Source organism: Allobosea minatitlanensis, from assembly GCF_964020775.1.
Genome location: NZ_OZ224509.1, coordinates 2,315,281 through 2,340,111 on the forward strand (window position 1 = coordinate 2,315,281; position 24,831 = coordinate 2,340,111).

The window sequence follows — 24,831 nt, forward strand, 5'->3', positions numbered from 1 at the left end:
CTCTCTCAATAGGAGTAGTACATCGCGAACTCGACCGGATGCGGCGTCATCTCGAAGCGCATCACGTCCTGCATCTTGAGCTCGATATAGCTCTCCAGGAAATCGTCGCTGAAGACACCGCCGACCTTGAGGAAGGCGTTGTCCTTCTTGAGCGATTCCAGCGCCTCACGCAGCGAGCCGCAGACCGTCGGGATCTTCTTCAGCTCGCGCGGCGGCAGGTCGTACAGGTCCTTGTCCATCGCCGGACCCGGATCGATCTTGTTCACGATGCCGTCGAGGCCGGCCATCAGCATGGCCGAGAAGGCGAGATAGGGGTTCGCCATCGGATCGGGGAAGCGGACCTCGACGCGCTTGGCCTTCGGCGAGGTCGTCCACGGAATGCGGCAGGAGGCCGAGCGGTTGCGCGCCGAATAGGCGAGCAGCACCGGAGCCTCATAGCCCGGGACGAGGCGCTTGTAGGAGTTGGTCGAGGGGTTGGTGAAGGCGTTCAGGGCCTTGGCGTGCTTGATGATGCCGCCGATGTACCAGAGGCACTCCTGCGACAGGTCGGCATATTTGTTGCCGGCGAAGAGCGGCTTGCCGCCCTTCCAGATCGACTGGTGGACATGCATGCCCGAGCCGTTGTCGCCATAGACGGGCTTGGGCATGAAGGTCGCGGTCTTGCCGTAGCTCTGGGCGACGTTGTGGATGCAGTACTTGTAGATCTGCATCTGGTCGGCGGTGCGCACCAGCGTGTCGAACTTCATGCCGAGCTCGTGCTGGGCCGAGGCGACCTCGTGATGGTGCTTCTCGACCGCGACGCCCATCGCGGCCATGGCCGCCAGCATCTCGCCGCGCATGTCCTGCGCCGAATCCTGCGGCGGGACCGGGAAGTAGCCGCCCTTGGTGGCGATGCGGTGGCCGAAATTGCCGCCCTCATAGTCGGTCATGCCGTTCACCGGCAGTTCGACGGCATCGAGCTGGAAGCCGGTGTTGTAGGGGTCGGCGGCGATCTTGACGTCGTCGAAGATGAAGAACTCGGCCTCGGGGCCGACATAGACCGCGTCGCCGATGCCGGTCGACTTGAGATAGGCCTCGGCCTTCTTGGCGATGCTGCGCGGGTCGCGGGCATAGGGCTCGCCGGTGCCGGGCTCGAGCACGTCGCAGTTGATGACCATGGTCGCGGCCGAGAAGAACGGGTCCAGCGTCGCGGTGGTCGGATCCGGCATCAGCAGCATGTCGGATTCGTTGATCGCCTTCCAGCCGGCGATCGACGAGCCGTCGAACATCGTGCCCTCGGCGAAGATGTCCTCGTCGATGATGCTGACGTCGAACGTCCAGTGCTGCCACTTGCCGCGCGGGTCGGTGAAGCGGAAGTCGACATATTTGACGTCGTTGTCCTTGATCGCCTTGAGGACATCCTTGGCGCTCTTCATTTCAGCAATTCCTCTTGCCAGCAGCTTCTCAAATTCGCGCGCTGCGGGCGTGTTCAAGCCACCCGGCAGCTCTCGACCGTCTCAATGCGGGAAAACGTCAGATCGCGTCCGCGCCCGTCTCGCCCGTGCGGATGCGGATCGCACCCTCGATGGCCGATACAAAAATCTTGCCATCGCCGATGCGGCCGGTCTGGGCGGCCTTGACGATCGCCTCGATGGCGCGCTCGACCATGTCGTCGGCCAGCACGATCTCGATCTTCACCTTGGGCAGGAAGTCGACGACGTATTCGGCGCCGCGATACAGCTCGGTGTGGCCCTTCTGGCGGCCGAAGCCCTTGGCCTCGAGAACCGTGATGCCCTGCAGGCCGACGTCCTGAAGCGCTTCCTTCACCTCGTCCAGCTTGAAGGGCTTGATGATCGCTTCGATCTTCTTCATGCGCCGACCGGCCTCCTTTGCGCCCCTGGGTCCGGCCGAAGCCGGATCGTGCCTGCTGTGACGGAGCGGACCCGCTCGCATCTGCAAAACATCATGACTGCTCATAGCATCGGCGCCAGCGCCCCGCCATGCGGCAGCCCCGTATCCGCGGCCCGATCATGAGGCAAAAAACAGCACAAAAATACATCATCAGCCTATTTATTGAACAACGCTTCCGGCCGGGGATGTTGTCGGTGGGCGCCGCCTGCCGTCATGATGGGCCATGCCCGTCTCGACCCCGCCCGCCGCGCCGACTGCTGCCGCTGCCGCGCCCGCCCGCGACCTCGCCCTGCTCACCACGCGGCAGATGGGCGAGGCCGACCGCATCGCGATCGCGGGCGGGACGCCCGGAATCGCGTTGATGGAGCGGGCTGGGGCCGCGGTGGCGGAGGTGGCTGCGCGCCATGCCGCTGCGGGGGCGCGCATCGCCGTTCTCTGCGGACCCGGCAACAATGGCGGGGACGGCTTCGTCGCGGCGCGGATCCTGCGCGAGCGCGGCTACCGGGTCGCGGTCGCGCTGCTCGGCGGGAGCGGGGCGTTGCGGGGCGATGCGGCCCTGGCCGCCGGGCGGTGGGGGAGCGCGGTGGAGGCCCTGTCCTCCGTCGCTTCAGACGGCGCCGAGGTCTTCGTCGACGCCCTGTTCGGCGCCGGCCTCGACCGGCCGCTCGCCGGCGAGGCGGCGCAGGCCGTGGCGCGGCTGAACGCCTCCGGCCGGCCGGTGATCGCGGTCGACGTCCCCAGCGGGCTCTCGGGCGATACCGGGCTGGCGGAGGGCCCGGTGGTTCGCGCCACGGAGACCGTGACCTTCTTCCGCCTCAAGCCCGGCCATCTGCTGCTGCCCGGCCGCGACCTCTGCGGGCCGGTGACGCTCGCCGATATCGGCATTCCGGCCGAGGCCGCCCTCGGCGCGATCGCGCCTGCGGCCTTCGCCAACCGTCCCGGCCTCTGGTCCGGCCGATTTCCCCGGCATGGCAGCGAGACGCATAAATTCGCGCGCGGCGCGGTCGCGGTCCTGGCGGGCGGCGTCGCGGGCGTGGGGGCGCCGCGATTGAGCGGGCGGGCGGCGCTGCGCAGCGGTGCCGGCCTCGCCACGCTCTTCTGCGCGCCGGCCGCGCTGATCGCCCATGCCGCCCGCGGGCCGGACGCCCTGATGCAGCGCGCGCTGGCGGACGAGGCGGCGCTCGGACAGGTGCTCGCCGACCGGCGCTGGGCTGCCGTCCTGGCCGGACCGGCCCTCGGCCTCGATGCCCGCGCCCGGCAATTGGTGGCGAAGCTCGTCGCCGGCGAGGAGGCGCTCGTGCTCGATGCCGATGCGCTGACCATCCTCGCCGGCGAGGCGGCCCTGCTCTCCGGCCTGTCCAGGCGGGGCGCGCCCTGCGTGCTGACGCCGCATGAAGGCGAGTTCCGCCGGCTGTTCGGGCGGGAGCCGGCGATCGAGGCCGAGCGCTCCAAGCTGGAGCGAGCCCGCAAGGCGGCGGCGCTCAGCGGGGCGACCGTCGTCTACAAGGGTGCCGATACCGTGATCGCCAGCCCGGACGGGCGGGCCGCGATCAATGCGACCGGCTCGCCGGCCCTGGCGACGGCCGGCGCCGGCGACGTGCTGGCCGGCATGGTCGCCGGCCTGGTGGCGCAGGGCATGCCGGCCTTCGAGGCGGCCTGTGCGGCCGTGTGGCTGCATGGCCGCGCCGGCGAGCGGCTGGGCTTCGGGCTGATCGCGGACGACCTGCCGGAGGCGCTGCCGCCGCTGTTGCATGAGATTCTGGCGAGAACCGTCTGACGACAAAAGGAAACCGCCCCGTTTCGGGGCGGTTTCGGGCCGGCGCTCAACTGCCGGAATAGGTCACGGCGGGAGCCGCCTTGAGCTGTTCCTTGGTCAGGGAGATCTTGCCGTGGTCCGGATACATCGCCGGAGCGCGGGGGGCGGTGGCTGCCGGCGGCGCCGCCATGCCGCCGCCCGCATTGCCGGTGCCGCCGGCGGGTGCCGGGGCCGGAGCGGGCGGGGCGACCGGCTGGTCGCTCCAGCTCACCTGCTCGAAGGGGATGGCGACATCCTTGGAGCCGATGCCGAGGAAGCCGCCGACGCCGACCGTCACCATCTCGACCTTGCCGGTTTTGTCGACGATGACCTCGGTCACGTCGCCGACCTTCTTGTCGTCGGGGCCGTAGATGTCGACGCCGATGAGCTTGCTGGCGCGCCACTTGCCCTGGCCGGCGAGGTTGTTGTCGGGCAGCTTGTCCGATTGCGTGGTCGGCGCCGGCGCGGCGGGCGAGGGCGGGGCCGGGGTGTTCGTCTGGGCGAGCGCGGCCGCCGTCAGCAACGAAAAACCGACGGACGCGAATACGAGCTGACTCTTGAGCATCTTTGCCTCCTTAGAACGATCCAGGGCGGCGCCTTGTCGAGACAGGCTGCGGAAACGCGTTTCCGCCCGGTGCCGGCAGGGATGGGTTCCGGTCGAAAGCGCGCGGAAACCGCGCGCTGCGCCGAACCGCAGGTTCGGTGCGTTCGATCTGCCGACTTGCTTGCATCGCGATGACGTGATCGGATGCTCTGGCTACAACGCCCGCAAGCCGCCGCTGTTCCCATGCCGGGGAGCCATTCCATGCCCACTGCCGTGACCGTCCTGCTGGAGGATGCCGAGCTGGCCGCTCTCGACCGCTATATCGCGGCCTGCCGCCCAGGCCATTCCCGCGAGCGGGTCATGGCGGAGATCGCGAGGCGCTGGGCCGAGGCGCAGCCGGGCAGCGAGGCGCCCGCCCCGGACGAGGGGCTGCGACCCGACGAACTCAACGCCAGCAACAATTCCTGATCGGCCGGCGGGAGGCGGCCGGGTCAATCCTCCGGCTCGTCCCGCCTCAGCTCGAAGGCGAGCATCGCATCGGCGATGGCCTGCAACTCGTTGTCCTTCTCGGCGCTGTCGGGCATGGCGTTCAGTTCGGCGACGCGCTGCTGAGCCCGCTCATAGTCTTCGTCGGTATGGACCACGATCGGCGTCTTCACGGTGTTCTCCTCCGTTCTCCTAGCCCTTGCGGGCCGCGTGATCCGATTCCCAGTTCCGCACGGCGTCGAGCAGGGCCTGCAATTCATGCTCCTCGTCCTCGCCGCGAGTCGAGTCCCGCAGGGCCGCGATGCGGTGGCGCGCCCGCTCGCAATCCTCGGCCGTCTCGATCGCGAGGACGGGGCGGGTGGGATCGCCGGCGGCTGCGCCATGCTCGACCCTGGCTCGCATCTGTCGCCTCCCGGTTGCTGCATGGGGAATACCCGCGAGCGGCGCGGCTGTTCCCGCGCGATTAAGTTTTCCGCAAGCGCGCAGGCGCATGGATGGGGCTCGGCGGGGCAGGCGAAAGGGCCGACGATGATTAGGATTCTGGCCGCGACCGTTCTGGCTGCCGCGGCGCTGGCAGGCGAGCCGGCGGCCGCCTTCTGGCAGCGCTCGCAGGGCTCGCGCTGCTCCGATGCGACGAACGAGGCCGAGCGGCTGCAACTGCGCTGCTGGGAGCTCAACGCCTATGTCGATCCCGGCTGGCCGGCGCTCGGCCCGGGCGGCGGCGCCTATCTGCTGCGGGAACGGTTCTCGCCCCATGGCCGGATTCCGGGCAAGGGCGGCGTGACGCGCCGCCTCGGCTGAGGACGGCGCTCCGGAGGCTGCGGGCGCCCCCGGAGATCTCGATCGAGAGGCAGGCGCGACCGGCCGGCCGCGCCTGCTTCCGGCTCGTCAGTGCGCGGCCGCGCGCAGGTCGCGCGCCGCTTCCACCATGTTGATCAGGGCGGGCCTGACCTCTTCCCATTTGCGCGTCTTCAGCCCGCAATCCGGATTGACCCAGAGCTGCTCGTCCTTCAGCCGCTGCCGGGCGAGCCGGAGGAGCTCGGTCATCTCCGAGACGTCCGGCACGCGCGGCGAGTGGATGTCGTAGACGCCCGGGCCGATCTCGTTGGGGTATTGGTAGCTGCGGAAGGCTTCCAGCAGCTCCATCTTCGAGCGCGAGGTCTCGATCGAGATGACGTCGGCGTCCATCGCCGCGATCGCGTCGATGATCTGGTTGAACTCCGAATAGCACATATGGGTGTGAATCTGCGTCGCGTCGGCGACGCCGGAGGCGCAGATGCGGAAGCTCTCCACCGCCCAGTCGAGATAGCGCTTCCAGTCGCCCCGGCGCAGCGACAGGCCCTCGCGCAAGGCCGCCTCGTCGATCTGGATCATCGCGGCGCCCGCCTTCTCCAGGTCGAGCACCTCGTCGCGGATCGCCAGCGCGATCTGCCGGGAGGCCTGGCTGCGCGGGATGTCGTCGCGCACGAAGGACCAGTTCAGGATGGTGACCGGCCCGGTCAGCATCGCCTTCATCGGCTTCTTCGTCAGCGACTGGGCATAGCGCCACCACGCGACCGTCATCGGATTCGGGCGGGAGACGTCGCCGTAGAGGATCGGCGGGCGCACGCAGCGCGAGCCGTAGCTCTGCACCCAGCCATGGCGGGTGAAGGCGAAGCCGGCGAGCTGCTCGCCGAAATACTGCACCATGTCGTTGCGCTCGAACTCGCCATGGACGAGCACGTCGAGGCCGATCTCCTCCTGCCAGCGCACGGTGCGGGCCGTCTCCTCGCGCAGGAACTGCTCGTATTCGGCATGGCCGAGCCGGCCCTTGTCATGGGCGGCGCGGGCCTTGCGGACCTCCGGTGTCTGCGGGAAGGAGCCGATCGTGGTGGTCGGGAAGGCGGGCAGGTTGAAGCGGGCGCGCTGGAGCTTCGCGCGGTCGGCGAAGCCGCTCTTGCGGCGGGCGAAGGCTTCCGTGACCTGCGCCATGCGTGCGGCGACGGCCTTGTCGTTGACCTTGGGCGAAGCCCGCCGGGCGGCGGCGGCCGCGGTCGAGGCCGCGAGCTTGTCCTTCACGCTCTCGCGCCCGCCGGCGAGCGCCCGGCCGAGCGTGGCGAGCTCGTCCATCTTCTGCACGGCGAAGGCGAGCCAGCCCTTCACCTCGGCATCGAGATTGGCTTCCAGCTCCAGGTCGATCGGGCTGTGCAGCATCGAGCAGGACGGCGCGATCTGGACATGGTCGGTGCCGCGCCGGGCCGCGACCGGCTCGATCTTCGCGAGGACCTTCTCCAGATCGGTCTTCCAGACGTTGCGGCCGTCGACCACGCCGAGCGAGAGCACGAGGCCGCGCGGCGCCTTGGCGAGAACCGCGTCGAGCTGCTCGGGCGCGCGGACGAGGTCGAGATGCAGGCCGGCGACGGGCAGGGCGACGGCGGTGTCGAGATTGTCGCAGAGCGCGCCGAAATAGGTCGCCAACATCAGCTTGAGCTGCGGCAGGGCGTGAGCGATCGTCGCATAGGCCCGGCGCAGCGCCTCGCGGGTGGGCTCGTCGAGGTCGAGCACGAGGCAGGGCTCGTCGATCTGCACCCATTCGGCGCCGTTGGCCGAGAGCCGGCGCAACACGTCGACATAGACCGGGAGCAGCTCGCCCAGCAGCGAGAGCGGGGCGAAGTTCGGGTCCTTGGCCTTGCCGAGCTTGAGGAAGGTCACCGGGCCGAGCAGCACCGGACGGGTCTCGTAGCCGAGCGCCTTTGCCTCACGGTATTCGTCGACGGGCTTCAGCGAGGCGAGCTCGAAGCGCTGCCCGGCCTCGAATTCCGGCACCATGTAATGGTAGTTGGTGTCGAACCACTTGGTCATCTCCTGCGCCGGAACGCCGTGATGATGGTCGTGGTCGTGATGGGCATGGCCGCAGGAGGTGTGCGGCCCGGCCGCTCCTTGAGAGCCGCGGGCCATGGCGAAATAGGTGCCGAGCGGCACCGGCCCGCCCTTCCAGCCGTAGATCGCGGGAATCGCGCCGACCATCACGCTGGTGTCGAGCACCTGGTCGTAGAAGGAGAAGTCGTTGGACGGGATCACCGTGATCCCTTGCGCCTTCTGCCGGGCCCAGTTGGCGGCGCGCAGGCCGGCGGCGGTGTCGAGAAGGGATTTCTCGTCGGACTTGCCGGCCCAGAAGCTTTCGAGCGCGGTCTTGAGTTCGCGGCGCGGACCGATGCGCGGCGTGCCGAGAGCGGCGACGGAGACTGATTTTGACATAGGCTCAACCCCAATAAATGGGGGCAAAGGCCATAGCGGACGCGGAGCGACGACCGCCGGACGCGTGTCCGGGCGGAGCCGCCAAGCGCACCACCGGGACACCCCGCCCGAGGACGTTCACGTTGTCGGGGCAGGTCTCCTGGCTCGCGGGTCATCGCTCGTGCCCGTCTTCCCAAGGCCGAAGGCCTCAGTGACGCAGGTGGGCAAGAGCTCGCCGCTTACAGTTGCGGGGGCAGCGCCGGCCTCTCACCGGCTTCCCGTCTTAGCTCCCGCGCGACAGGCCGCACGGGAGAACCTCGACGGTGCCAGTATGCCGATCCCGCCGCAAACGTCAATGGAGATATAAAGACATCTTTATGTCTTTGAATGTGTCGTCGAGCGGTGAGGCAGCGCCGCCGGCTGGTCCCTGCTGGTTCTCATGGGAGCGCGGTCATCCCGGACGCGGCCCTCGGGCCGGCCTTTGGCCGTCCCCCGGAGAGACGCTGCGCAGATCCGGCATGGGTTCCGGGGCAAGCGCGAGACGATCCCGTTTCCCCGTAACATCAGCGGGCGCCAGGGGCGGGAAAGCGCGAAACCCGGCGGGCCTGGCCCGCCGGGTTTCCTGAAGCGATGGTCTCGCGGATATCCTTGGGGGGGAATCAGCCTTCGCTCGCTCTGGCCGGCGCCCGGACGAGGGGCACCATCTGGTCGCCCCAGTTGCCGCTGCCGTCATGGAAACGCGAGACGCGCACCAGCTCGATCGAGATGCCGGCCTCGACGGCGCGCTGCACCGCCTCGTTGAGACGATGAACCGCGTCGGCGAGGCGGTTGATGGCGCGGTCCTCCGCGGACATTTCCGGCTTGGGGACGATCTTGAATTCCGGCTGGGACATGATGGCCTCCCTCTGGAGAATGAATGGGCTGGAAGGCCGGCGCGGGATGCGCCGGCCATGTCTCGATCAGGCGGCGGCGAACTGGTTCATGGCGTTGGCGTGGCCGCCGGCCTTGAGGGCGCGTTCGCCGGCCACCATCTCCTTGAAGCTGTCGCCGAGGTCGGAGCCGACCTCGTGCTGGTGCTTCACCGCCGAGATGCCGCGCCGGATCTCCTCGCGCTGGACGGTGTTGACATAGGCCTTCATCCGGTCCGCCCCGAAATAGCCGCGCGAGAGCTCGTCGACGCTCTTGGCGGTGAGGTGGAAGGTCGGCAGCGTGATCAGGTTGTGGAAGACGCCGGCCTCAGCGGCGATGTCCGCCTGGAAGCGGGCGAGCCTGGCATCGGCCTCGCGGCCGAGTTCGCTGTCGTCGAGATCGGCGGCCATCAGTGCAGGGCCGTCCGGATAGTCCCCGGCTGCGATGCGCCCCTCCTTCAGCCATTCGGCCCGGACCTGCCTGCGCAGGTTCAGCGTCCAGTTGAACGAGGGCGAGTTGTTGTAGGCGAGCTTGGCGCCCGGCGCCGCCTTGCGGATCTCGCTCACCATCGCGGCGATCTCGGCGACGTTCGGCGTATCGGTCTCGATCCAGAGCAGGTCGGCGCCGCCCTCGTTGATGAAGGCGATGCAGTCCTCGACGACGCGGGCGCGGCCCGAGCCTTCCTTGAACTGGAAGAGGCCGTTGGGCAGCCGCGCCGGCTTCACCAGCCTGCCGTCCTGCCAGAGCGCCACGTCGCCGTCGCGCAGCGGCGCTTCCGCCGTGACCGGCTCGGTCTTGAGCCATTTGGTGTATTCGGCCGCGAGATCGCCCGGCTTCTGGCTGACCGGGATCTTCTGGGTCAGGCCGGCGCCGAGGCTGTCGGTGCGGGCGACGACGACGCCGTCGGCGACGCCGAGCTCCTCGAAGGCGAGGCGGCAGGCGCGCAGCTTCTCGATGAAGTCCTCGCGCGGCACGGTGACCTTGCCGTCCTGGTGGCCGCACTGCTTGGCGTCGGAGACCTGGTTCTCGATCTGCAGGCAGGAGGCGCCGGCCTTGATCAGCTCCTTGGCGAGCAGATAGGTCGCGTGCTCGTTGCCGAAGCCGGCGTCGATATCGGCGATGATCGGGACGACATGGGTCTCGAAGCCGTCGATCGCCGCGATCGCCTCGGCCTCCGCCCTGGCATCGCCCGCTTCGCGCGCCGTCTTCAGCGCGCGGAACAGATCGTTCAGCGCGACCTCGTCGGCCTGGCGCAGCGAGACGTAGATCTCCTCGATCAGGTCGGCGACGGCCGTCTTCTCGTGCATCGACTGGTCGGGCAGGTGGCCGAAGCGGTTGCGCAGGCCGGCGACCATCCAGCCGGAGAGATAGACATAGGCGCCCCTGGCGGTGCCGCGCAGGCGCTTGACCGCCTTGATCATCTGCTGTGCGTGGAAGCCCGACCAGCAGCCGAGCGACTGGGTGAAGCGCGACGGGTCGGCGTCGTAGATCGCCATGTCGCGGCGCACGACGCTCGCCATGGCGCGGGCGATGTCGAGATGCGTGTCGAAGGTGTTCTGCAGGCGCAACTGCAGGATGTCGTCGATGGCGACGCCGCCGGGCGCGAAGCCCGAGGGATAGCGGGCGAGCAGCTCGCCGCGCAGCGCGGAATAGGTTTTGCGGGGAGCCTCCGGCGCGGCGACGGCGGCGCTCGCCCCGCGATGTCCCGCAGCCGGGTCGAAACCAATCACGTCCATTGCGAAAGCCCTCTTGCTAGATTTGACTGACTCGCAATATTCACTTCTGGGTGCACTGCAAAAGAACTGAAAATGTAAAATAATGCGAACGCGATAGGCCATGTTTGCGAATTTTGTGAATGGAGGCGGCGCATGAAGAAGGTGTTTGCCGGGGTCCGCCTCAAGCGCCTGCGGGAGGAGCGCGGCCTGACCCAGCTCGCGCTGGCGCAGGCGCTCGAGGTCTCGCCCAGCTACCTCAACCAGATCGAGAAGAACCTGCGGCCGCTGACGGTGCAGGTGCTGCTCAAGATCAACGCGGTCTTCGGCGTCGACGTGCAGCTCTTCTCGGAAGGGGACGAGGCGCGGATGATCGCCGATCTGCGCGAGGTCTTCGCCGATCCGGCCAATGGCGATTCCGTGAGCGTGAGCGAGCTGCGCGAGGTCGTCGAGAACATGCCCGCGCTCGGGCGGGCGGTGGTGGCGCTGCACCGGCGCTACCGCAACGCGCTGGAGCGGGCCGACGCCATGGCCGGCGAGCTCGGGCTCGGCAGCGGCGGCGAGGCGACCTTCAGGTCGCTGATGCCGCACGAGCAGGTGCGCGACTTCTTCTACGCCCACCACAACCATTTCCCCGAGCTCGACGAGGCGGCCGAACGCATCTTCGAGGCGGCCCAGCTCAGGCCCGGCCAGGTGACGGAAGGGCTGGCGCGGCGCCTCGATCGCCGGCACGGCGTGCGCATCCTGCTCTCGAACGAGAGCCTGGGGCAGGCCCAGCGCCGCTACGACCCGAAGGAGCGCCGGCTCCATCTCTCGGCGCTGCTCGATCCGGGCCAGCGCGCCTTCCAGATCGCGACGCAGATCGGCTATCTCGAGCTGGAGGAGGCGATCGGGCGGCTGGCGGAGGAGGCCGCGGCCGGTTCTCCCGAGGCGCATGCGCTCGCCCGGATCGGCCTCGCCAGCTATTTCGCCGCGGCGCTGCTCATGCCCTACCGCGTCTTCCTCGCGGCGGCCGAGGCCGAGCGCTACGACATCGACCGGCTCGGCCGCCGCTTCGGCGTCGGCTTCGAATCCGTCTGCCACCGCCTGTCGTCGTTGCAGCGGCCCGGCGCCCCCGGCGTCCCGTTCTTCTTCGTGCGGGTCGACCGCGCCGGCAACATCTCCAAGCGGCAATCGGCGACCGATTTCCATTTCTCGCGGGTGGGCGGCACCTGCCCGCTCTGGAACGTCTACGAGGCCTTCGCCCAGCCGGGGCGCATCGTGACCCAGACCGCGCAGATGCCGGACGGGCGCACCTATCTCTGGATCGCCCGCACGGTGAACGACGCCGTCGGCGGCTATGGCGATATCGGCAGGAGCTTCTCGATCGGGCTCGGCTGCGATATCCGCCATGCCGGCCGGCTGGTCTATTCCAAGGGGCTCGACCTCGGCGATCCCAGCGCGGCGACGCCGATCGGCGCCGGCTGCAAGGTGTGCGAGCGGCTGGAATGCCCGCAGCGCGCCTTCCCGCCGATCGGCAAGCCGCTCGCCATCGACGAGCGCATCCACGGCTTCGTGCCCTACAACGCCGTCTAGGCATCGGGCCGGGGAGGCGCTTCCGCTGCGCCGGCCTCAGCCGGCGGTGCTGGAAACCGCGCGCTTGGGCCGCTCGTCGACCGTGAGCTGGAAGACGTCGGGACGGGCGTAGTGCCCGGTCGCATCGAAGTCGTACTTGCCGCGGGCGATCTGGCCCGGGTCGATCTCGGCGTAGAGGATCGTCTCGCCGGAGAAGTCGGGGCCGGCAAGGACGCGGCCGAGCGGATCGACGATGGCGCTGCCGCCGCGCATCATCACCGTCGCGGGATCGTCGCCGAGCGCCGATTCATGGTCGTCGCGATAGGCGCCGCGGGTGATGTGCTGGCAGGCGGTGAGCACGTAGCAGCGCCCCTCGAGCGCGATATGCTGCATCGAGGGCAACCAAGTGTCGCGGTCGTCCGCCGTCGGCGCGCAATAGATGCCGACCCCCTTGGAGTACATGTGCATGCGCAGCATGGGCATGTAGTTCTCCCAGCAGATCACGGCGCCGACGCGCCCCAGCGCGGTCTCGTAGACCGGCATGGTCGAGCCGTCGCCGAACCCCCAGATCAATCGCTCGGCGGCGGTCGGCATCAGCTTGCGGTGCTTGCCGATCAGCCCCTTCGCCCCGTCGAAGAACAAGGCGGTGCAATAGAGCGTGCCGCCATCGCGCTCGATGCAGCCGATGACGGTGAAGAGCCCGGTCTCCGCCGTGGCCGCGGCGATGGTCGCGACCTCCTCGCCGTCGAGGCCGATCGCGGCCTCATAGTAGCGCCGGAAGGCTTCGCGGCCCTCCGGCTTGCGCATCCCGACCGGCGCGCCGAAGGACGCCCCCTTGGGATAGCCGCCGAGGAAAGCCTCGGGAAACACCGCCAGCTTCGCGCCCTTCGCGGCCGCCTCCCCGATCAGCTCGGCCGCCTTGCCGGCGGTCCTGAGCGGATCGTCGGGAAAGGAGGCGGCCTGGACGACGGCGGCGATGTAGCTGTGCATGGTGTCACCCCTGCCGGAATGTCGGGACGGATCCGGTTGGCCGAGCATATCCGAGGATGGCGGTGCGGGAAGCGGCCATGCGGGAGGCAACCATGCACATCCCGCACGGTCGGATCGTCACGAGGCCTCGCGCTCCCGCTGGGGCATGCCCTCCGGGATGACGGTGGCGACGATCGAGGCGTCGAGCGCCTCGTAATCGGCGAGCCCGATGGTCTGGTAGAGCTCGGCGCGGGTCTGCATCTGCTCGACCATGGCATGGGTGCCGCCGTCGCGGGCCAGGGCGGTGTAGAGACGCTGCTGGGCCTTGTTGGCGACGCGCAGCGAGGAGACCGGCCAGATCACCATGCGGTAGCCCATGTCCTCGAACTCGTCGGCGGTGAAGAACGGCGTGCGGCCGAACTCGGTCATGTTGGCGAGCAGCGGGACGCCGGGCAGGCGGCGCGCGAATTCGCGGAACATCTCGGCATTGGTCAGCGCCTCCGGGAAGATCGCATCGGCGCCCGCCTCGACGAAGAGCCTGGCGCGCGCCACGGCGCCGTCCATGCCCTCGCTCGCGGCGGCGTCGGTGCGGGCGATCAGGTAGAGGTGGCGGCGGGCCTTGGCGGCGGCGGCGACCTTGGCCGCCATGTCGTGCGCGTCGGCGAGCTTCTTGTCGTTGAGATGGCCGCATTTCTTCGGCAGGAGCTGATCCTCGATATGGACGGCGCCGGCGCCGGCCTCCTCGAAGACGCGCACCATGTGCATGACGTTGAGCGCCTCGCCATAGCCGGTGTCGCCGTCGACCAGCAGCGGCAGGCCCGAGGCCCGGGCGATCTGGCGGATGAAGAAGGCGACTTCGTCGACGGTGATGATGCCGAGATCGGGCAGGCCCATCGAGGCGGTCATCGCCGCGCCCGACAGATAGAGCCCCTCGAAGCCGGCCGCCTTGGCCTGAAGCGCCGTCATGCCGTTATGGGCGCCCGGCAGGCGGGCGATGCCGCCGCGCTCGATCAGCGCCCGGAAGCGCCGGCCGGCGGGCTGGTCCGGGATTTCGGAGCCAACGAGATAAGGCATGTTTCTTCTCCTCAGGCCGCGCGCGCCGGGGAGGGCGCGCGTCCGCGCGCCTCGAGCGGCACGAAGGGCAGGTTCTCCGGGCCGACATAGTTGGCGGAGGGCCGGATGATCTTGTTGTCCTGCCGCTGCTCGATGATGTGGGCGGCCCAGCCCGAGGTCCGGGCGATCACGAAGAGCGGCGTGAACATCGCGGTCGGCACGCCGAGCAGATGATAGGAGACGGCGCTGAACCAGTCGAGATTGGCGAACATCTTCTTGGTCTCGCTCATCACCGCCTCGATCCGGTCGGCGATCTCGAACATCTTCATCGCCCCGGCCTCGCGCGAGAGCCGGCGGGCCACCTCCTTGATCACGGCGTTGCGCGGATCGGCGATGGTGTAGACCGGATGGCCGAAGCCGATCACCACCTCCTTCGCTTCGACCCGCCGGCGGATGTCGGCTTCCGACTCGTCCGCGTCGGCATAGCGCTTCTGGATGTCGAAGGCCGCCTCGTTGGCGCCGCCATGCCTGGGGCCGCGCAGGGCGCCGATCGCGCCGGTGATCGCCGAATAGATGTCGGAGCCGGTGCCGGCGATCGAGCGCGCGGTGAAGGTCGAGGCGTTGAACTCGTGCTCGGCATAGAGGACGAGCGAGGTGTGCATCGCCCGGACATGCTCCGCATTCGGCCGCTTGCCGTGCAGCAGGTGCAGGAAATGGCCGCCGATGCTGTCGTCGTCGGTCTCGACCTCGATCCGGCGCCCGTTCTGGGCGAAATGGTGCCAGTAGAGCAGCATCGAGCCGAGCGAGGCCATCAGCCGGTCGGCGATGTCGCGGGCGCCGGCATGGTTGTGGTCATGCGCCTCGGGCAGCACGCAGCCGAGCGCCGAGACGCCGGAGCGCATCACATCCATCGGATGGGCCGCCGCCGGCAGCGCCTCCAGCGTCGAGCGCACCGCGGCGGGCAGGCCGCGCAGGCCCGCGAGCTTCGCCTTGTAGGCCGCGAGCTCGGCCGCCGTCGGCAGCGTGCCGTGGACGAGGAGATGGGCGATCTCCTCGAACGCGCAACGCTCGGCGACATCGAGGATGTCGTAGCCGCGGTAGTGCAGGTCGTTGCCGGTGCGCCCGACGGTGCAGAGCGCGGTGTTCCCGGCGACGACGCCCGACAGCGCCACCGACTTCTTCGGCGCGGGCTTCGCCGGCGCGGTGCTTTCCTGGCTCATCCTGTCCTCCCTTGTCAGGCCACGACGGAGAGCCCGGAGCGGGCCCCGCCATGGCTGGCGTTCCAGTCGAAGATGCCGGTCGCGCCCGTGCCCGGCAGGGCGGGGTCGACCGCGAAGCTCAGGCCCGCGAGATCGTTCGCATCGAGCCGTTCCAGCCGCGCGACCGCGCCGAGGAAGCGCTCCTGCTCGGCGGCGGAGACGATGCCCTCCGCCAGGGTGCGGAACTTCTCGATGTACTGGGCGCGGGCGAAGGGGCGGGCGCCGAGCGGATGCGCATCGGCGATGGCGAGCTCGTCGGTGACGGTCGAGCCGTCCGCGAGCGTCACGACGACGCGCCCGCCGAAAGCCTTCTCCTTCGGGTCGTGGCTGTGATAGCGCCGCGTCCACTCGGGGTCCTCGACCGTCGAGATCTTGTGCCAGAGGGCGACCGTCTCCGGCCGGTTGGCGCGCTCGGGCGCATAGGAGCGCTCATGGTGCCAGCCGCCATCCTCCAGCGCGACGGCGAAGATGTACATGATCGAATGGTCGAGGGTTTCGCGGCTCGCCTTCGGGTCCATCTTCTGCGGGTCGTTGGCGCCGGTGCCGATCACGTAATGCGTGTGGTGGCTGGTGTGGATGACGATGCTCTTCACCCGCGACAGGTCGCCGCCGGCCTGCCTGATCCTGGGGCCCATGCGGCGGGCGAGGTCGATCAGCGCCTGGCTCTGGTACTCGGCCGAATGCTCCTTTGTGTAGGTGTCGAGGATGGCGCGCTTCGGCTCGCCCTTTTCCGGCAGCGGCACATGGTATTCGGCCTTCGGGCCGGAGAGCAGCCAGGCGATGAAGCCGTCCTCGCCCTCCCAGGCCGGCGAGGGCGCGCCTTCGCCGCGCATGACGCGGTCGACGGCCTCCACCGCCATCTTGCCGGCGAAGGCGGGGGCATAGGCCTTCCAGCTCGAGATCTCGCCCTTGCGCGACTGGCGCGTGGTGGTGGTGACGTGCAGCGCCTGCTGCACAGCCTGATAGATCGTCTCCGCCGGCAGGTTCAGCGCCGCGCCGATGCCGGCGGCGGCGGAGGGGCCGAGATGGGCGATGTGGTCGATCTTGTGCTCGTGCAGGCAGATGCCCTTCACCAGATCGACCTGGATCTCGTAGGCGGCGGCGAGCCCGCGCACCAGCGCCGCGCCGTCGAGCCGGCAATGCTGCGCGACCGCCAGCACCGGCGGGATGTTGTCGCCCGGATGCGAATAGTCGGCGGCCAGGAAGGTGTCGTGGAAATCGAGCTCGCGCACGGCGACGCCGTTGGCCCAGGCCGCCCATTCCGGCGAGACGCGCCGGTCGGCCGCCAGGCCGAAGACGGTGGCGCCGGGCTTGAAGGGATGGGCCAGCGCCTGGGCGCGGGCGCTGGCGACCGGGCGGCGCGTCAGCGAGGCGGCGGCGACGGCGGCGTTGTCGATGATGCGGTTGCCGATCATCTCGACCACGGCGGGCTCGACCGCGACCGGGTCGGCGGCGACCTCCGCGATCTTCCAGGCGAGCTGCTGCGGGCGCGGCAGGTTCTCGGCGGACTTATGGGTACGGACGCTGTGCTGCTTCACGACTGGGTTTCCTCGGATGGGCTGGAAACGGAGGAGGGGGAGGAGGGAATGCGGATCGGCCGGCCATTCGCGGCGACCGCGACCATTTCGAAGGCGCCGCGCACCGCCAGCCGCGTCTCGCCGGAGACCGGCGCTTCGGCGACCATGTCGACGGTGACGGTCATCGAGGAGCGGCCGACGCGCGTGACCTCGGCGGTCAGCTCGACGCGCTCGCCGACGCGCACCGGCTCGTGGAAGGCGACCTTGTCGGGGGTCGCCATGACGACGGCGCAGCGCGCGCGGCGCGTGGCGGCGACGAAGGCGGCCTTGCCCATCAGGCTTGGCGCATGGCCGCCGAAGAGCGTGCCGTCATGATTGGACTGCTCGGGAAACACCAACTCCACGAAGCGCGTCGGCGCCTCGCGACGTTCGCTTCCCTGTTCTGCCGCCATTGCCATGCCGCGGGCCCATGCGCTTGCAATCATCGATCTTCTTCGCAATATCTGCGGAACTACCCTGCGATAAAGGGCTGAAATTGCGGAGTTTTGCGGAGACGGATCGGCAAATCTGCAAAGTTTGCGAAGCGACCTTGCGCGAAGGAGCCGGGACATGAAGAAGGCCTTCATGGGCGTCCGCCTCAAGCGCCTGCGCGAGGAACGCCGGCTGACTCAGGCTGCGCTCGCCTCGGCGCTCGGCCTGTCGCTGAGCTATCTCAACCAGCTCGAGAACAACCAGCGCCCGCTGACCGTGCCCGTGCTGCTGAAGCTCAACGCCGCCTTCGGCGTCGACGTGCAGCTCTTCTCCGACGACGACGAGGCGCGGCTGATCGGCGATCTGCGGGAGGCGCTGACCGATCCCGCGATCGGCGAGCAGATCGCGACGGCGGAGTTGCGCGAGCTGGCGGCGAGCATGCCGGCGGTCGGGCGCGCGCTGGTCTCGCTGCACCGGCGCTATCGCAGCGCGCTGGAGCAATCCGCGGCGCTGGCGGCGCGGCTCGGCGACGATCGCCAGTCCGCCCTGACCTCGGCCGTCTCGACGCCGTTCGAGGAGGTGCGGGACTTCTTCTACGAGCGGCACAACCATATCGACCCGCTCGACCGCGCCGCCGAGGCGATCGCGCGCGAGCTCGGCGCCGCGGGGGGCCAGGCCGAGGCCGCCCTGATCGAGCGGCTGCGGGACCGGCACGGCATCCGCGTCGCCACCTTCCGGCCCGAGGGCGAGGAGGGCGGGCAGCGCCATTTCGACGTGGCCGAGGGCGTGCTGCGGCTGTCCTCGCATCTGGGAACGGGGCAGCGCGCCTTCCAGATCGCGACCCAGCTCGCCTTCCTCGAGCATCGCGACGCGATCGACGGGCTGGTCGCGACCGGGCGCTTCGGCGGCGAGGATTCCCGGCGCCTCGCCCGGATCGGCCTGGCGAATTATTTCGCCGGCGCGCTCGTCCTGCCCTATGGCGAGATCCTCGCGGCGGCGGAAGCCTGCCGCTACGACATCGAGCTGCTCGGCCAGCGCTTCGGGGTCGGCTTCGAGACGGTCTGCCACCGGCTCTCGACCCTGCAGCGGCCCGGCGCCCAGGGCGTGCCCTTCTTCTTCATCCGCGTCGACCGCGCCGGCAACATCTCGAAGCGCCAGTCGGCCACCGATTTCCATTTCTCGCGGGTGGGCGGGACCTGTCCCCTGTGGAACGTCTACGACGCCTTCGTCCAGCCCGGGCGCGTGCTGACGCAGGTGGCCCGCATGCCGGACGACCGTACCTATCTCTGGGTGGCGCGCTCGGTCTCGCGGGCGCGCGGGGGCTACCATCAGCCGCGCAAGACCTTCTCCGTCGCGCTGGGCTGCGACCTGCGCCATGCCGGGCGGCTGGTCTATGCCGACGGTCTCGATCTCGGCAATGCCGATGCGGCGACGCCGATCGGCGCGGGATGCCGCATCTGCGAGCGCCCGGCCTGCCCGCAGCGGGCCTTTCCCCCGGTCGGAAAACCGCTCCATGTCGACGAGCAGAGAAGCGCCTTCGCCCCCTATGCGGTGAAATGAGGGGATGGCGCGCGGCGGGGCCTCGCGCGGTGTTGTCGAGCGGCCAAAAAGGGTTAGGGTCGCCCGCGCCGCGACGATCCCCGATCTTCACAGATGGCTGAAGAGCGCGAGACGACCTATTGACAGGAGCGGGGCTCCAGATACTAAATGTGGTGGTCGACGGTCTCTCGAATCGCAAGATCGAGAGCCAAGAGGGAAGCCGGTGAGAGGCCGGCGCTGTGCCCGCACCTGTCAGCGGCGCGTTCGCATCCAGCGTAATGTCACCGGGGCCGCAAGGCTGCGGAAAGACGGATGGGAACGACGATCCGCGAGCCAGGAGACCTGCCGCGACCCTGGTTTATGTCCTCGGGTGGAGTGTCCCGGCGGAGCGTGTGACGGGTCGCGGTCCTTGCAGGGCCGTGTGCCTCCCGACGCTGCCGCCCGACCTTCGCCCCCAACATCTTGATCTTGGGGTTGATGCCGATGTCTCTTTCCGTTGAAGCCGAACGGCCCTCTGCCGCTCCTCAGGCCGCCGCCGCGTCGCCGTCCCCGGCCGCGGCGAACGAGCCCGGCTATCAGGTCATTCGCCGCAACGGTGCGGTCACGCCCTTCGACCCCGCCAAGATCGCGGTCGCGCTGACCAAGGCCTTCCTCGCCGTCGAGGGCTCGAGCGCCGCCGCCTCGCGCCGCATCCACGACGTCGTCGCCGAGCTGACCGAGCAGGTCGTCGCCGGGCTGACGCGCCGCGTCGCCACCGGGCGCACCTTCCATATCGAGGACGTGCAGGACCAGGTCGAGCTCGCCCTGATGCGCGGCGAGCACCACAAGGTCGCCCGCGCCTATGTGCTCTATCGCGAGGATCGGGCCCGCGAGCGGGCGAGGGCGCTGTCCGAGGCGAAGCCGGCCGCGGCCGCCGCCCCCTCGCTGCGGATGAAGCTCGCCGACGGCTCCTACGCGCCGCTCGACGCCGCCCGCCTCGACAACGTCGTGCGCGAGGCCTGCGCCGGGCTCGACGGCGTTTCGGCCGATCCGGTCCTGGCCGAGGCCCGCCGCAACCTCTATGACGGCATCTCGCTCGACGAGCTGGCGCTGGCGCCGATCCTGGCCGCGCGCACCCTGATCGAGACCGAGCCGAATTATTCCAAGGTCTCGGCCCGGCTGCTGCTCGACAAGCTCCGCCGCGAGGCGCTGAGCTTCGTCCACGGCCAGCCCGAGCAGGCGACGCAGGCCGAGATGGCCGGGCGTTACGCCGATTACTTCCAGGCCTATCTGAAGACCGGCATCGCCAACGAGCTGATCGACCCCGAGCTCGGCCGTTTCGACCTGGCCCGCATCGCCGCGGCGCTGAAGCCGGAGCGCGACCTGCAGTTCGACTATCTCGGCTTCCAGACCCTCTACGACCGCTACTTCCTGCATGTCCGCGGCAACCGCTTCGAGCTGCCGCAGGCCTTCTTCATGCGCGTCGCCATGGGCCTCGCCATCCGCGAGATCGACCGGGAGGCGCGGGCGATCGAGTTCTACGACCTGCTCTCCTCCTTCGACTTCATGGCCTCGACGCCGACGCTGTTCAATTCGGGCACGCTCAGGCCGCAGCTCTCCTCCTGCTTCCTGACGACGGTTTCCGATGACCTCGACGGCATCTTCAAGGCGATCAAGGACAACGCCCTGCTGGCCAAGTATTCCGGCGGCCTCGGCAACGACTGGACGCCGGTGCGCGGCCTCGGCGCCCATATCAAGGGCACGAACGGCGAGAGCCAGGGCGTGGTGCCCTTCCTGAAGGTCGCCAACGACACCGCCATCGCGGTCAACCAGGGCGGCAAGCGCAAGGGCGCGGTCTGCGCCTATCTCGAGACCTGGCATGTCGACATCGAGGAATTCCTCGACCTGCGCAAGAACACCGGCGACGACCGCCGCCGCACCCACGACATGAACACCGCGAACTGGATCCCGGACCTGTTCATGCAGCGGGTCGAGGCCGGCGCCGACTGGACGCTGTTCTCCCCCGACGAGGTGTCGGAGCTGCACGACCTCTACGGCAAGCCGTTCAAGCAGGCCTACGAGGCCTATGAGGCCAAGGCCGAGCGCGGCGAGATCAAGGTCTTCAAGCGGATCAAGGCCGTCGATCTGTGGCGGCGCATGCTGACCATGCTGTTCGAGACCGGGCATCCCTGGATCACCTTCAAGGACGCCTGCAACCTGCGCTCGCCGCAGCAGCATGCCGGCGTGGTGCACTCCTCGAACCTCTGCACGGAGATCACGCTCAACACCTCGGCCGATGAGGTCGCGGTCTGCAATCTCGGCTCGGTCAACCTGGCCGCGCATGTCACGGCCGAGGGGCTGGACCAGGCGCGCCTGGCCCGCACCGTGACGACCGCGATGCGCATGCTCGACAACGTCGTCGACATCAATTTCTACACGATCCCGGAGGCGCGCCGCTCGAATCTGCGCCACCGCCCGGTCGGGCTGGGCATCATGGGCTTCCAGGACGCCCTCCAGGTCCTGCGCATCCCGGCGGCGTCGGAGGAGGCGGTCGCCTTCGCCGATACCTCGATGGAGGCGATCAGCTTCCATGCGATCTCGGCCTCGGTCGACCTCGCCGCCGAGCGCGGCCGCTATCCGAGCTTCGAGGGCTCGCTCTGGTCGAAGGGCATCCTGCCGATCGACTCGCTCGAGATCCTCTCGGAAGCCCGCGACGGCGACGTCGATCTCGACCGCTCCTCGACGCTGGACTGGGAGAGCCTGCGGGCGCGGGTGACGAGCACCGGCATGCGCAACTCGAACACGATGGCGATCGCGCCGACCGCGACGATCTCCAACATCGTCGGCGTCTCGCAGTCGATCGAGCCGTCCTACAGCCAGCTCTACGTCAAGGCGAACATGTCGGGCGACTTCACCGTGGTGAATGCCGGGCTGGTCCACGATCTGAAGGCGCGCGGGCTCTGGGACGAGGTGATGGTCTCGGACCTGAAATACTACGACGGCAAGGTCAGCCAGATCGACCGCGTCCCCGCCGATCTCAAGGCGCTCTATGCGACCTCCTTCGAGATCCCGACGGAGTGGCTGATCAAGGCGGCGGCGCGCCGGCAGAAGTGGATCGACCAGGGCCAGTCGCTCAACCTCTACATGGCGCAGCCCTCGGGCCGGAAGCTCGACGAGGCCTATCGCCTCGCCTGGCGGCTCGGCCTGAAGACGACCTATTACCTGCGCGCGCTGTCCGCGACCCATGTCGAGAAGTCGACGCTGAAGGGCACGGATGGTAAGCTCAACGCGGTTTCGGCCTCGGTGCCGGCCGCCGCCAAGGCCGCGGCGCCGATCATCGTCGACATCCCGCTGGAGAACGGCGCGGCCGTGCCGAGCGCCTGCTCGCTCGACGACCCGACCTGCGAGGCCTGCCAGTAGGAGCGCCCCGCGCCAGCCCCGCCATTCCCGGACGACGCCCCAGGCGGAGCCGGGACCGTTGGCGGGGCGAGGCGAAAGCCTCGCACGGCACAACACAGGCCCGGGGCAAGCCCCGGGCGGAACACCCTTCAGTTTCAGAACGGAACCCCTTTCCATGCTCGACTGGTCCGATCCCAAATCCGACGCCGCCAAGGCCACGCAGCCCGCCATCCTCGCCGGCACCGCGCCGGTCGCCGACGCCACCGGCCTCGGCGAGATCGAGCGCGGCGCCGCCCGCGTCACCGTCGACGAGAAGCGCATGATCAACGCGCGCGCCGACGTGAACCAGCTTCTGCCGCTCAAGTATAAATGGGCCTGGGAGAAGTACCTTTCCGGCTGCAACAACCACTGGATGCCGACCGAGGTCTCGATGCAGGCCGACATCGCGCTGTGGAAGTCGAAGGACGGGCTGACCGAGGACGAGCGGCGCATGCTCAAGCGCAATCTCGGCTTCTTCGCCGCCTCCGAGAGCCTCGTCGCCAACAACATCGTGCTGGCGATCTACCGCCACCTCACCAACCCGGAATGCCGCCAGTACCTGCTGCGCCAGGCTTTCGAGGAGGCGGTGCACACCCACACCTTCCAGTACATCGTCGAGAGCCTCGGCCTCGACGAGGGCGAATTGTTCAACATGTACCGCGAGGTGCCCTCGATCACCGACAAGGCGGCCTGGGCGCTGAAGCACACGCAGTCGCTCGACGATCCCGCCTTCGCCACCGGCACGCCCGAGGCGGACCAGCGCTTCATGCGCGACCTCGTCGCTTTCTACGTCGTCTTCGAGGGCATGTGGTTCTATACCGGCTTCGCGCAGATCCTTTCGCTCGGCCGGCGCAACAAGATGGTCGGCATCGCCGAGCAGTACCAGTACATCCTGCGCGACGAGTCGATCCATCTCAACTTCGGCATCGACGTGATCAACCAGATCAAGATCGAGAACCCGCATCTCTGGACCAAGTCCTTCCAGGAGGAGGTGCGCGGCATGCTGAAGGACGCCGCCGAACTCGAGGCCGCCTATGGTCGCGACACCATGCCGAGGGGCTTCCTCGGGCTGAACGCGGCCTTGTGCGAGCAGTACATGCACTTCATCGCCAATCGCCGCTGCGCGCAGCTCGGCCTTGCCCCGGTCTTCGCCGAGGCGGAAAACCCGTTCCCCTGGATGTCCGAGGCGATGGACCTCAAGAAGGAGAAGAACTTCTTCGAGACCCGCGTCATCGAATACCAGAACGGCGGCGCGCTGAGCTGGGAGTAGGCGCCGGCCGGCGCCTCCCCGCAGGTTCCCGCATGCGATGCCCGGCCCGCGCCGGGCATCGGCTTTTTGGGGCGCCCGGTCCGGCTGGACGGGGCCGGCCGCTTCCCGCATGCTGCGCCATGCGCTTCACGAAGTGGGACTATCTCGCTTTCCCCGTGTTCGCCGGGCTCGCGATCGGCGTGTTCTACGCCGCCTTGCGCCTGCTCGGCTTTTTCGGCCTCGGTCTGCTCGGGCTGGTCATCGCCTTCGTCACGGTACGCATGGACCTGGAGCGCGACGGGCCTTCGCCGGAGCCCACGGTCCTCGTCGAGCAGGCCCGGGCGCGCGAGCGGATGACGCGGGCCGAGAAGGCCGCGTTCAGCTCCGCGCAGCAATGGCGGCTGCGTCCGCTGTTCGTCGCGCAGATCGTCGCGACGGGCTGCATCATTCTCGGGTTCGGCCTGCATTTCCTGCTTTAGGGCCCGCCGCCTTTCACGGCAGGTTCCGCGTAAATCAGCCCGCCTCGGTCCTCGCGGCCGCAGAGTGCGGCCCGGCGCAAGGAAGCGGTCGGCTTGCCGTTGTTTCTGTTTTGTTCCAGATTGGTCCCCGGCCACCGAGCGGGGAGGCGGCTATGGCGCCGGGCGCCGGTTTTCCAGGACGGACGAACTACTTCTTCGCGCTGCTGCCCAGCCCGCTCGCCGCGGCCTCGGCCGACCGGATGGCGCATGCGCTGCGGCATTGGCTCGATCTGTCGGGGCCGCCGCGCGGCACGCGCAAATACCATGTCACGCTCTGGGGCTGGCCGGAGGCCCGGGAGCCGGACCTTACGGAACTGGCATTGTTGCGGCGCGTCGGGCAACGCATCCGGCAGGACGCCTTCCGGCTGGATTTCGATGCGGTGGCGGTCTTCACCCGAAAAGCCGGGAAACCGGCCCTGGTCATGGTCGGCAGCGACGGGGTCATCGGCGCCGATCGGCTGCATGAGGCCATCGAGGGGGAGCTGCGGGCGAGCGGCTTTCGGAGCGGGCGGGCTTCGTTCCGCCCGCATCTGACGCTGCTCTACGACCACTGCCGCGCGCGGGCTTTTCGGGTCAGGCGGCTGGGCTGGCGCGTGACGGAGTTCGTGCTGATCCGCAGCATCCCGCGCCGGGACTACGAGATTCTCGGGCGCTGGCCGCTGCGGAACGGCTGAGCGATCATGCAAGGCCGCAAGCGCGCCTTGCGGCCGGGGGCGGCTCAACCGCGTTGCCT

The 24,831-nt window shown here is 69.0% G+C and carries 22 protein-coding genes and 2 riboswitches; of the genes, 9 read left to right on the forward strand and 13 right to left on the reverse strand.

Annotated features, from left to right (window positions below):
• Window positions 1-5: 5 nt before the first annotated feature.
• Complete coding sequence (gene glnA / locus ACWH43_RS11575) at window positions 6-1,415, reverse strand: type I glutamate--ammonia ligase (protein WP_158444996.1); 1,410 nt, start codon at window positions 1,413-1,415, stop codon at window positions 6-8.
• 97 nt (window positions 1,416-1,512) lie between these two features.
• Window positions 1,513-1,851 carry a P-II family nitrogen regulator gene (locus ACWH43_RS11580; RefSeq protein WP_158444997.1) on the reverse strand — a complete coding sequence of 113 codons (339 nt, stop codon included), beginning with the start codon at window positions 1,849-1,851 and terminating at the stop codon, window positions 1,513-1,515.
• Window positions 1,852-2,113: 262 nt separating this feature from the next.
• Between ACWH43_RS11580 and ACWH43_RS11585 the strand changes: the two genes are divergently transcribed.
• Window positions 2,114-3,667 (forward strand): NAD(P)H-hydrate dehydratase, encoded by a 1,554-nt coding sequence (locus tag ACWH43_RS11585; RefSeq protein ID WP_377785419.1) that lies wholly within the window; start codon window positions 2,114-2,116, stop codon window positions 3,665-3,667.
• A gap of 46 nt (window positions 3,668-3,713) precedes the next feature.
• On the opposite strand, the gene ACWH43_RS11590 is transcribed toward ACWH43_RS11585, so the two are convergent.
• Window positions 3,714-4,250 (reverse strand): PRC-barrel domain-containing protein, encoded by a 537-nt coding sequence (locus ACWH43_RS11590; RefSeq protein WP_158448058.1) that lies wholly within the window; start codon window positions 4,248-4,250, stop codon window positions 3,714-3,716.
• Between the two features lie 240 nt (window positions 4,251-4,490).
• Here ACWH43_RS11590 and ACWH43_RS11595 point away from each other — a divergent pair, with 240 nt between their 5' ends.
• Window positions 4,491-4,697 (forward strand): hypothetical protein, encoded by a 207-nt coding sequence (locus ACWH43_RS11595; RefSeq protein ID WP_448153471.1) that lies wholly within the window; start codon window positions 4,491-4,493, stop codon window positions 4,695-4,697.
• Window positions 4,698-4,720: 23 nt separating this feature from the next.
• Here ACWH43_RS11595 and ACWH43_RS11600 read toward each other — a convergent pair whose 3' ends face one another.
• Window positions 4,721-4,888, reverse strand: coding sequence for a hypothetical protein (locus ACWH43_RS11600; protein WP_260349675.1), 168 nt, complete (start codon window positions 4,886-4,888; stop codon window positions 4,721-4,723).
• Between the two features lie 19 nt (window positions 4,889-4,907).
• Window positions 4,908-5,117, reverse strand: a complete 210-nt coding sequence (locus ACWH43_RS11605; RefSeq protein ID WP_158446340.1) for a hypothetical protein — start codon at window positions 5,115-5,117, stop codon at window positions 4,908-4,910.
• Window positions 5,118-5,243: 126 nt separating this feature from the next.
• Here ACWH43_RS11605 and ACWH43_RS11610 point away from each other — a divergent pair, with 126 nt between their 5' ends.
• Entirely contained in the window at window positions 5,244-5,516 is a 273-nt protein-coding gene (locus tag ACWH43_RS11610) for a hypothetical protein (RefSeq protein ID WP_158446341.1), read from the forward strand.
• 87 nt (window positions 5,517-5,603) lie between these two features.
• Here the strand turns inward: ACWH43_RS11610 and metE are convergent, their stop codons facing one another.
• The 3 genes from metE to ACWH43_RS11625 all read right to left on the reverse strand — a co-directional run bounded on the left by metE (window position 5,604) and on the right by ACWH43_RS11625 (window position 10,576).
• Complete coding sequence (gene metE, locus ACWH43_RS11615; protein WP_260349673.1) at window positions 5,604-7,952, reverse strand: 5-methyltetrahydropteroyltriglutamate--homocysteine S-methyltransferase; 2,349 nt, start codon at window positions 7,950-7,952, stop codon at window positions 5,604-5,606.
• A 112-nt stretch (window positions 7,953-8,064) separates the two neighbouring features.
• A riboswitch (cobalamin riboswitch) is annotated at window positions 8,065-8,266 on the reverse strand.
• A gap of 324 nt (window positions 8,267-8,590) precedes the next feature.
• Complete coding sequence (locus ACWH43_RS11620) at window positions 8,591-8,824, reverse strand: hypothetical protein (protein WP_158446343.1); 234 nt, start codon at window positions 8,822-8,824, stop codon at window positions 8,591-8,593.
• Between the two features lie 66 nt (window positions 8,825-8,890).
• The gene (locus ACWH43_RS11625; protein ID WP_448153472.1) at window positions 8,891-10,576 is read right to left on the reverse strand and encodes an isocitrate lyase; all 1,686 of its coding nucleotides are present in this window, start codon (window positions 10,574-10,576) and stop codon (window positions 8,891-8,893) included.
• 132 nt (window positions 10,577-10,708) lie between these two features.
• Here ACWH43_RS11625 and ACWH43_RS11630 point away from each other — a divergent pair, with 132 nt between their 5' ends.
• Window positions 10,709-12,127, forward strand: coding sequence for a short-chain fatty acyl-CoA regulator family protein (locus tag ACWH43_RS11630; RefSeq protein ID WP_158448059.1), 1,419 nt, complete (start codon window positions 10,709-10,711; stop codon window positions 12,125-12,127).
• 36 nt (window positions 12,128-12,163) lie between these two features.
• Here ACWH43_RS11630 and ACWH43_RS11635 read toward each other — a convergent pair whose 3' ends face one another.
• From ACWH43_RS11635 to ACWH43_RS11655, 5 genes are all read right to left on the reverse strand, one after another.
• Window positions 12,164-13,096 carry a carbon-nitrogen hydrolase family protein gene (locus tag ACWH43_RS11635; RefSeq protein ID WP_158446346.1) on the reverse strand — a complete coding sequence of 311 codons (933 nt, stop codon included), beginning with the start codon at window positions 13,094-13,096 and terminating at the stop codon, window positions 12,164-12,166.
• Window positions 13,097-13,213: 117 nt separating this feature from the next.
• Entirely contained in the window at window positions 13,214-14,149 is a 936-nt protein-coding gene (gene prpB / locus ACWH43_RS11640; protein WP_158448060.1) for a methylisocitrate lyase, read from the reverse strand.
• 11 nt (window positions 14,150-14,160) lie between these two features.
• On the reverse strand, window positions 14,161-15,348 hold the full coding sequence (prpC, locus tag ACWH43_RS11645) for a bifunctional 2-methylcitrate synthase/citrate synthase (protein ID WP_158448061.1): 1,188 nt from the start codon (window positions 15,346-15,348) through the stop codon (window positions 14,161-14,163).
• Window positions 15,349-15,362: 14 nt separating this feature from the next.
• On the reverse strand, window positions 15,363-16,925 hold the full coding sequence (locus tag ACWH43_RS11650) for an MmgE/PrpD family protein (RefSeq protein ID WP_158446041.1): 1,563 nt from the start codon (window positions 16,923-16,925) through the stop codon (window positions 15,363-15,365).
• On the reverse strand, window positions 16,922-17,530 hold the full coding sequence (locus ACWH43_RS11655) for an acyl-CoA thioesterase (RefSeq protein ID WP_311734887.1): 609 nt from the start codon (window positions 17,528-17,530) through the stop codon (window positions 16,922-16,924). The genes ACWH43_RS11650 and ACWH43_RS11655 overlap by 4 nt, the downstream gene beginning before the upstream one ends.
• Between ACWH43_RS11655 and ACWH43_RS11660 the strand changes: the two genes are divergently transcribed.
• From ACWH43_RS11660 to ACWH43_RS11680, 5 genes are all read left to right on the forward strand, one after another.
• Window positions 17,514-18,935, forward strand: coding sequence for a short-chain fatty acyl-CoA regulator family protein (locus ACWH43_RS11660; RefSeq protein WP_158446042.1), 1,422 nt, complete (start codon window positions 17,514-17,516; stop codon window positions 18,933-18,935). The two genes, ACWH43_RS11655 and ACWH43_RS11660, sit on opposite strands and share 17 nt — an antisense overlap.
• Before the next feature lie 142 nt (window positions 18,936-19,077).
• Window positions 19,078-19,278: riboswitch (cobalamin riboswitch) on the forward strand.
• A 119-nt stretch (window positions 19,279-19,397) separates the two neighbouring features.
• A complete protein-coding gene (locus ACWH43_RS11665) occupies window positions 19,398-22,313 on the forward strand; it encodes a ribonucleoside-diphosphate reductase subunit alpha (protein WP_158446043.1) in 2,916 nt (971 codons plus the stop codon).
• Window positions 22,314-22,467: 154 nt separating this feature from the next.
• The gene (locus ACWH43_RS11670) at window positions 22,468-23,601 is read left to right on the forward strand and encodes a ribonucleotide-diphosphate reductase subunit beta (RefSeq protein ID WP_158446044.1); all 1,134 of its coding nucleotides are present in this window, start codon (window positions 22,468-22,470) and stop codon (window positions 23,599-23,601) included.
• 119 nt (window positions 23,602-23,720) lie between these two features.
• Entirely contained in the window at window positions 23,721-24,059 is a 339-nt protein-coding gene (locus tag ACWH43_RS11675) for a hypothetical protein (RefSeq protein WP_260349669.1), read from the forward strand.
• A gap of 152 nt (window positions 24,060-24,211) precedes the next feature.
• Window positions 24,212-24,772, forward strand: a complete 561-nt coding sequence (locus ACWH43_RS11680) for a 2'-5' RNA ligase family protein (protein ID WP_260349667.1) — start codon at window positions 24,212-24,214, stop codon at window positions 24,770-24,772.
• Window positions 24,773-24,831 lie beyond the last annotated feature (59 nt).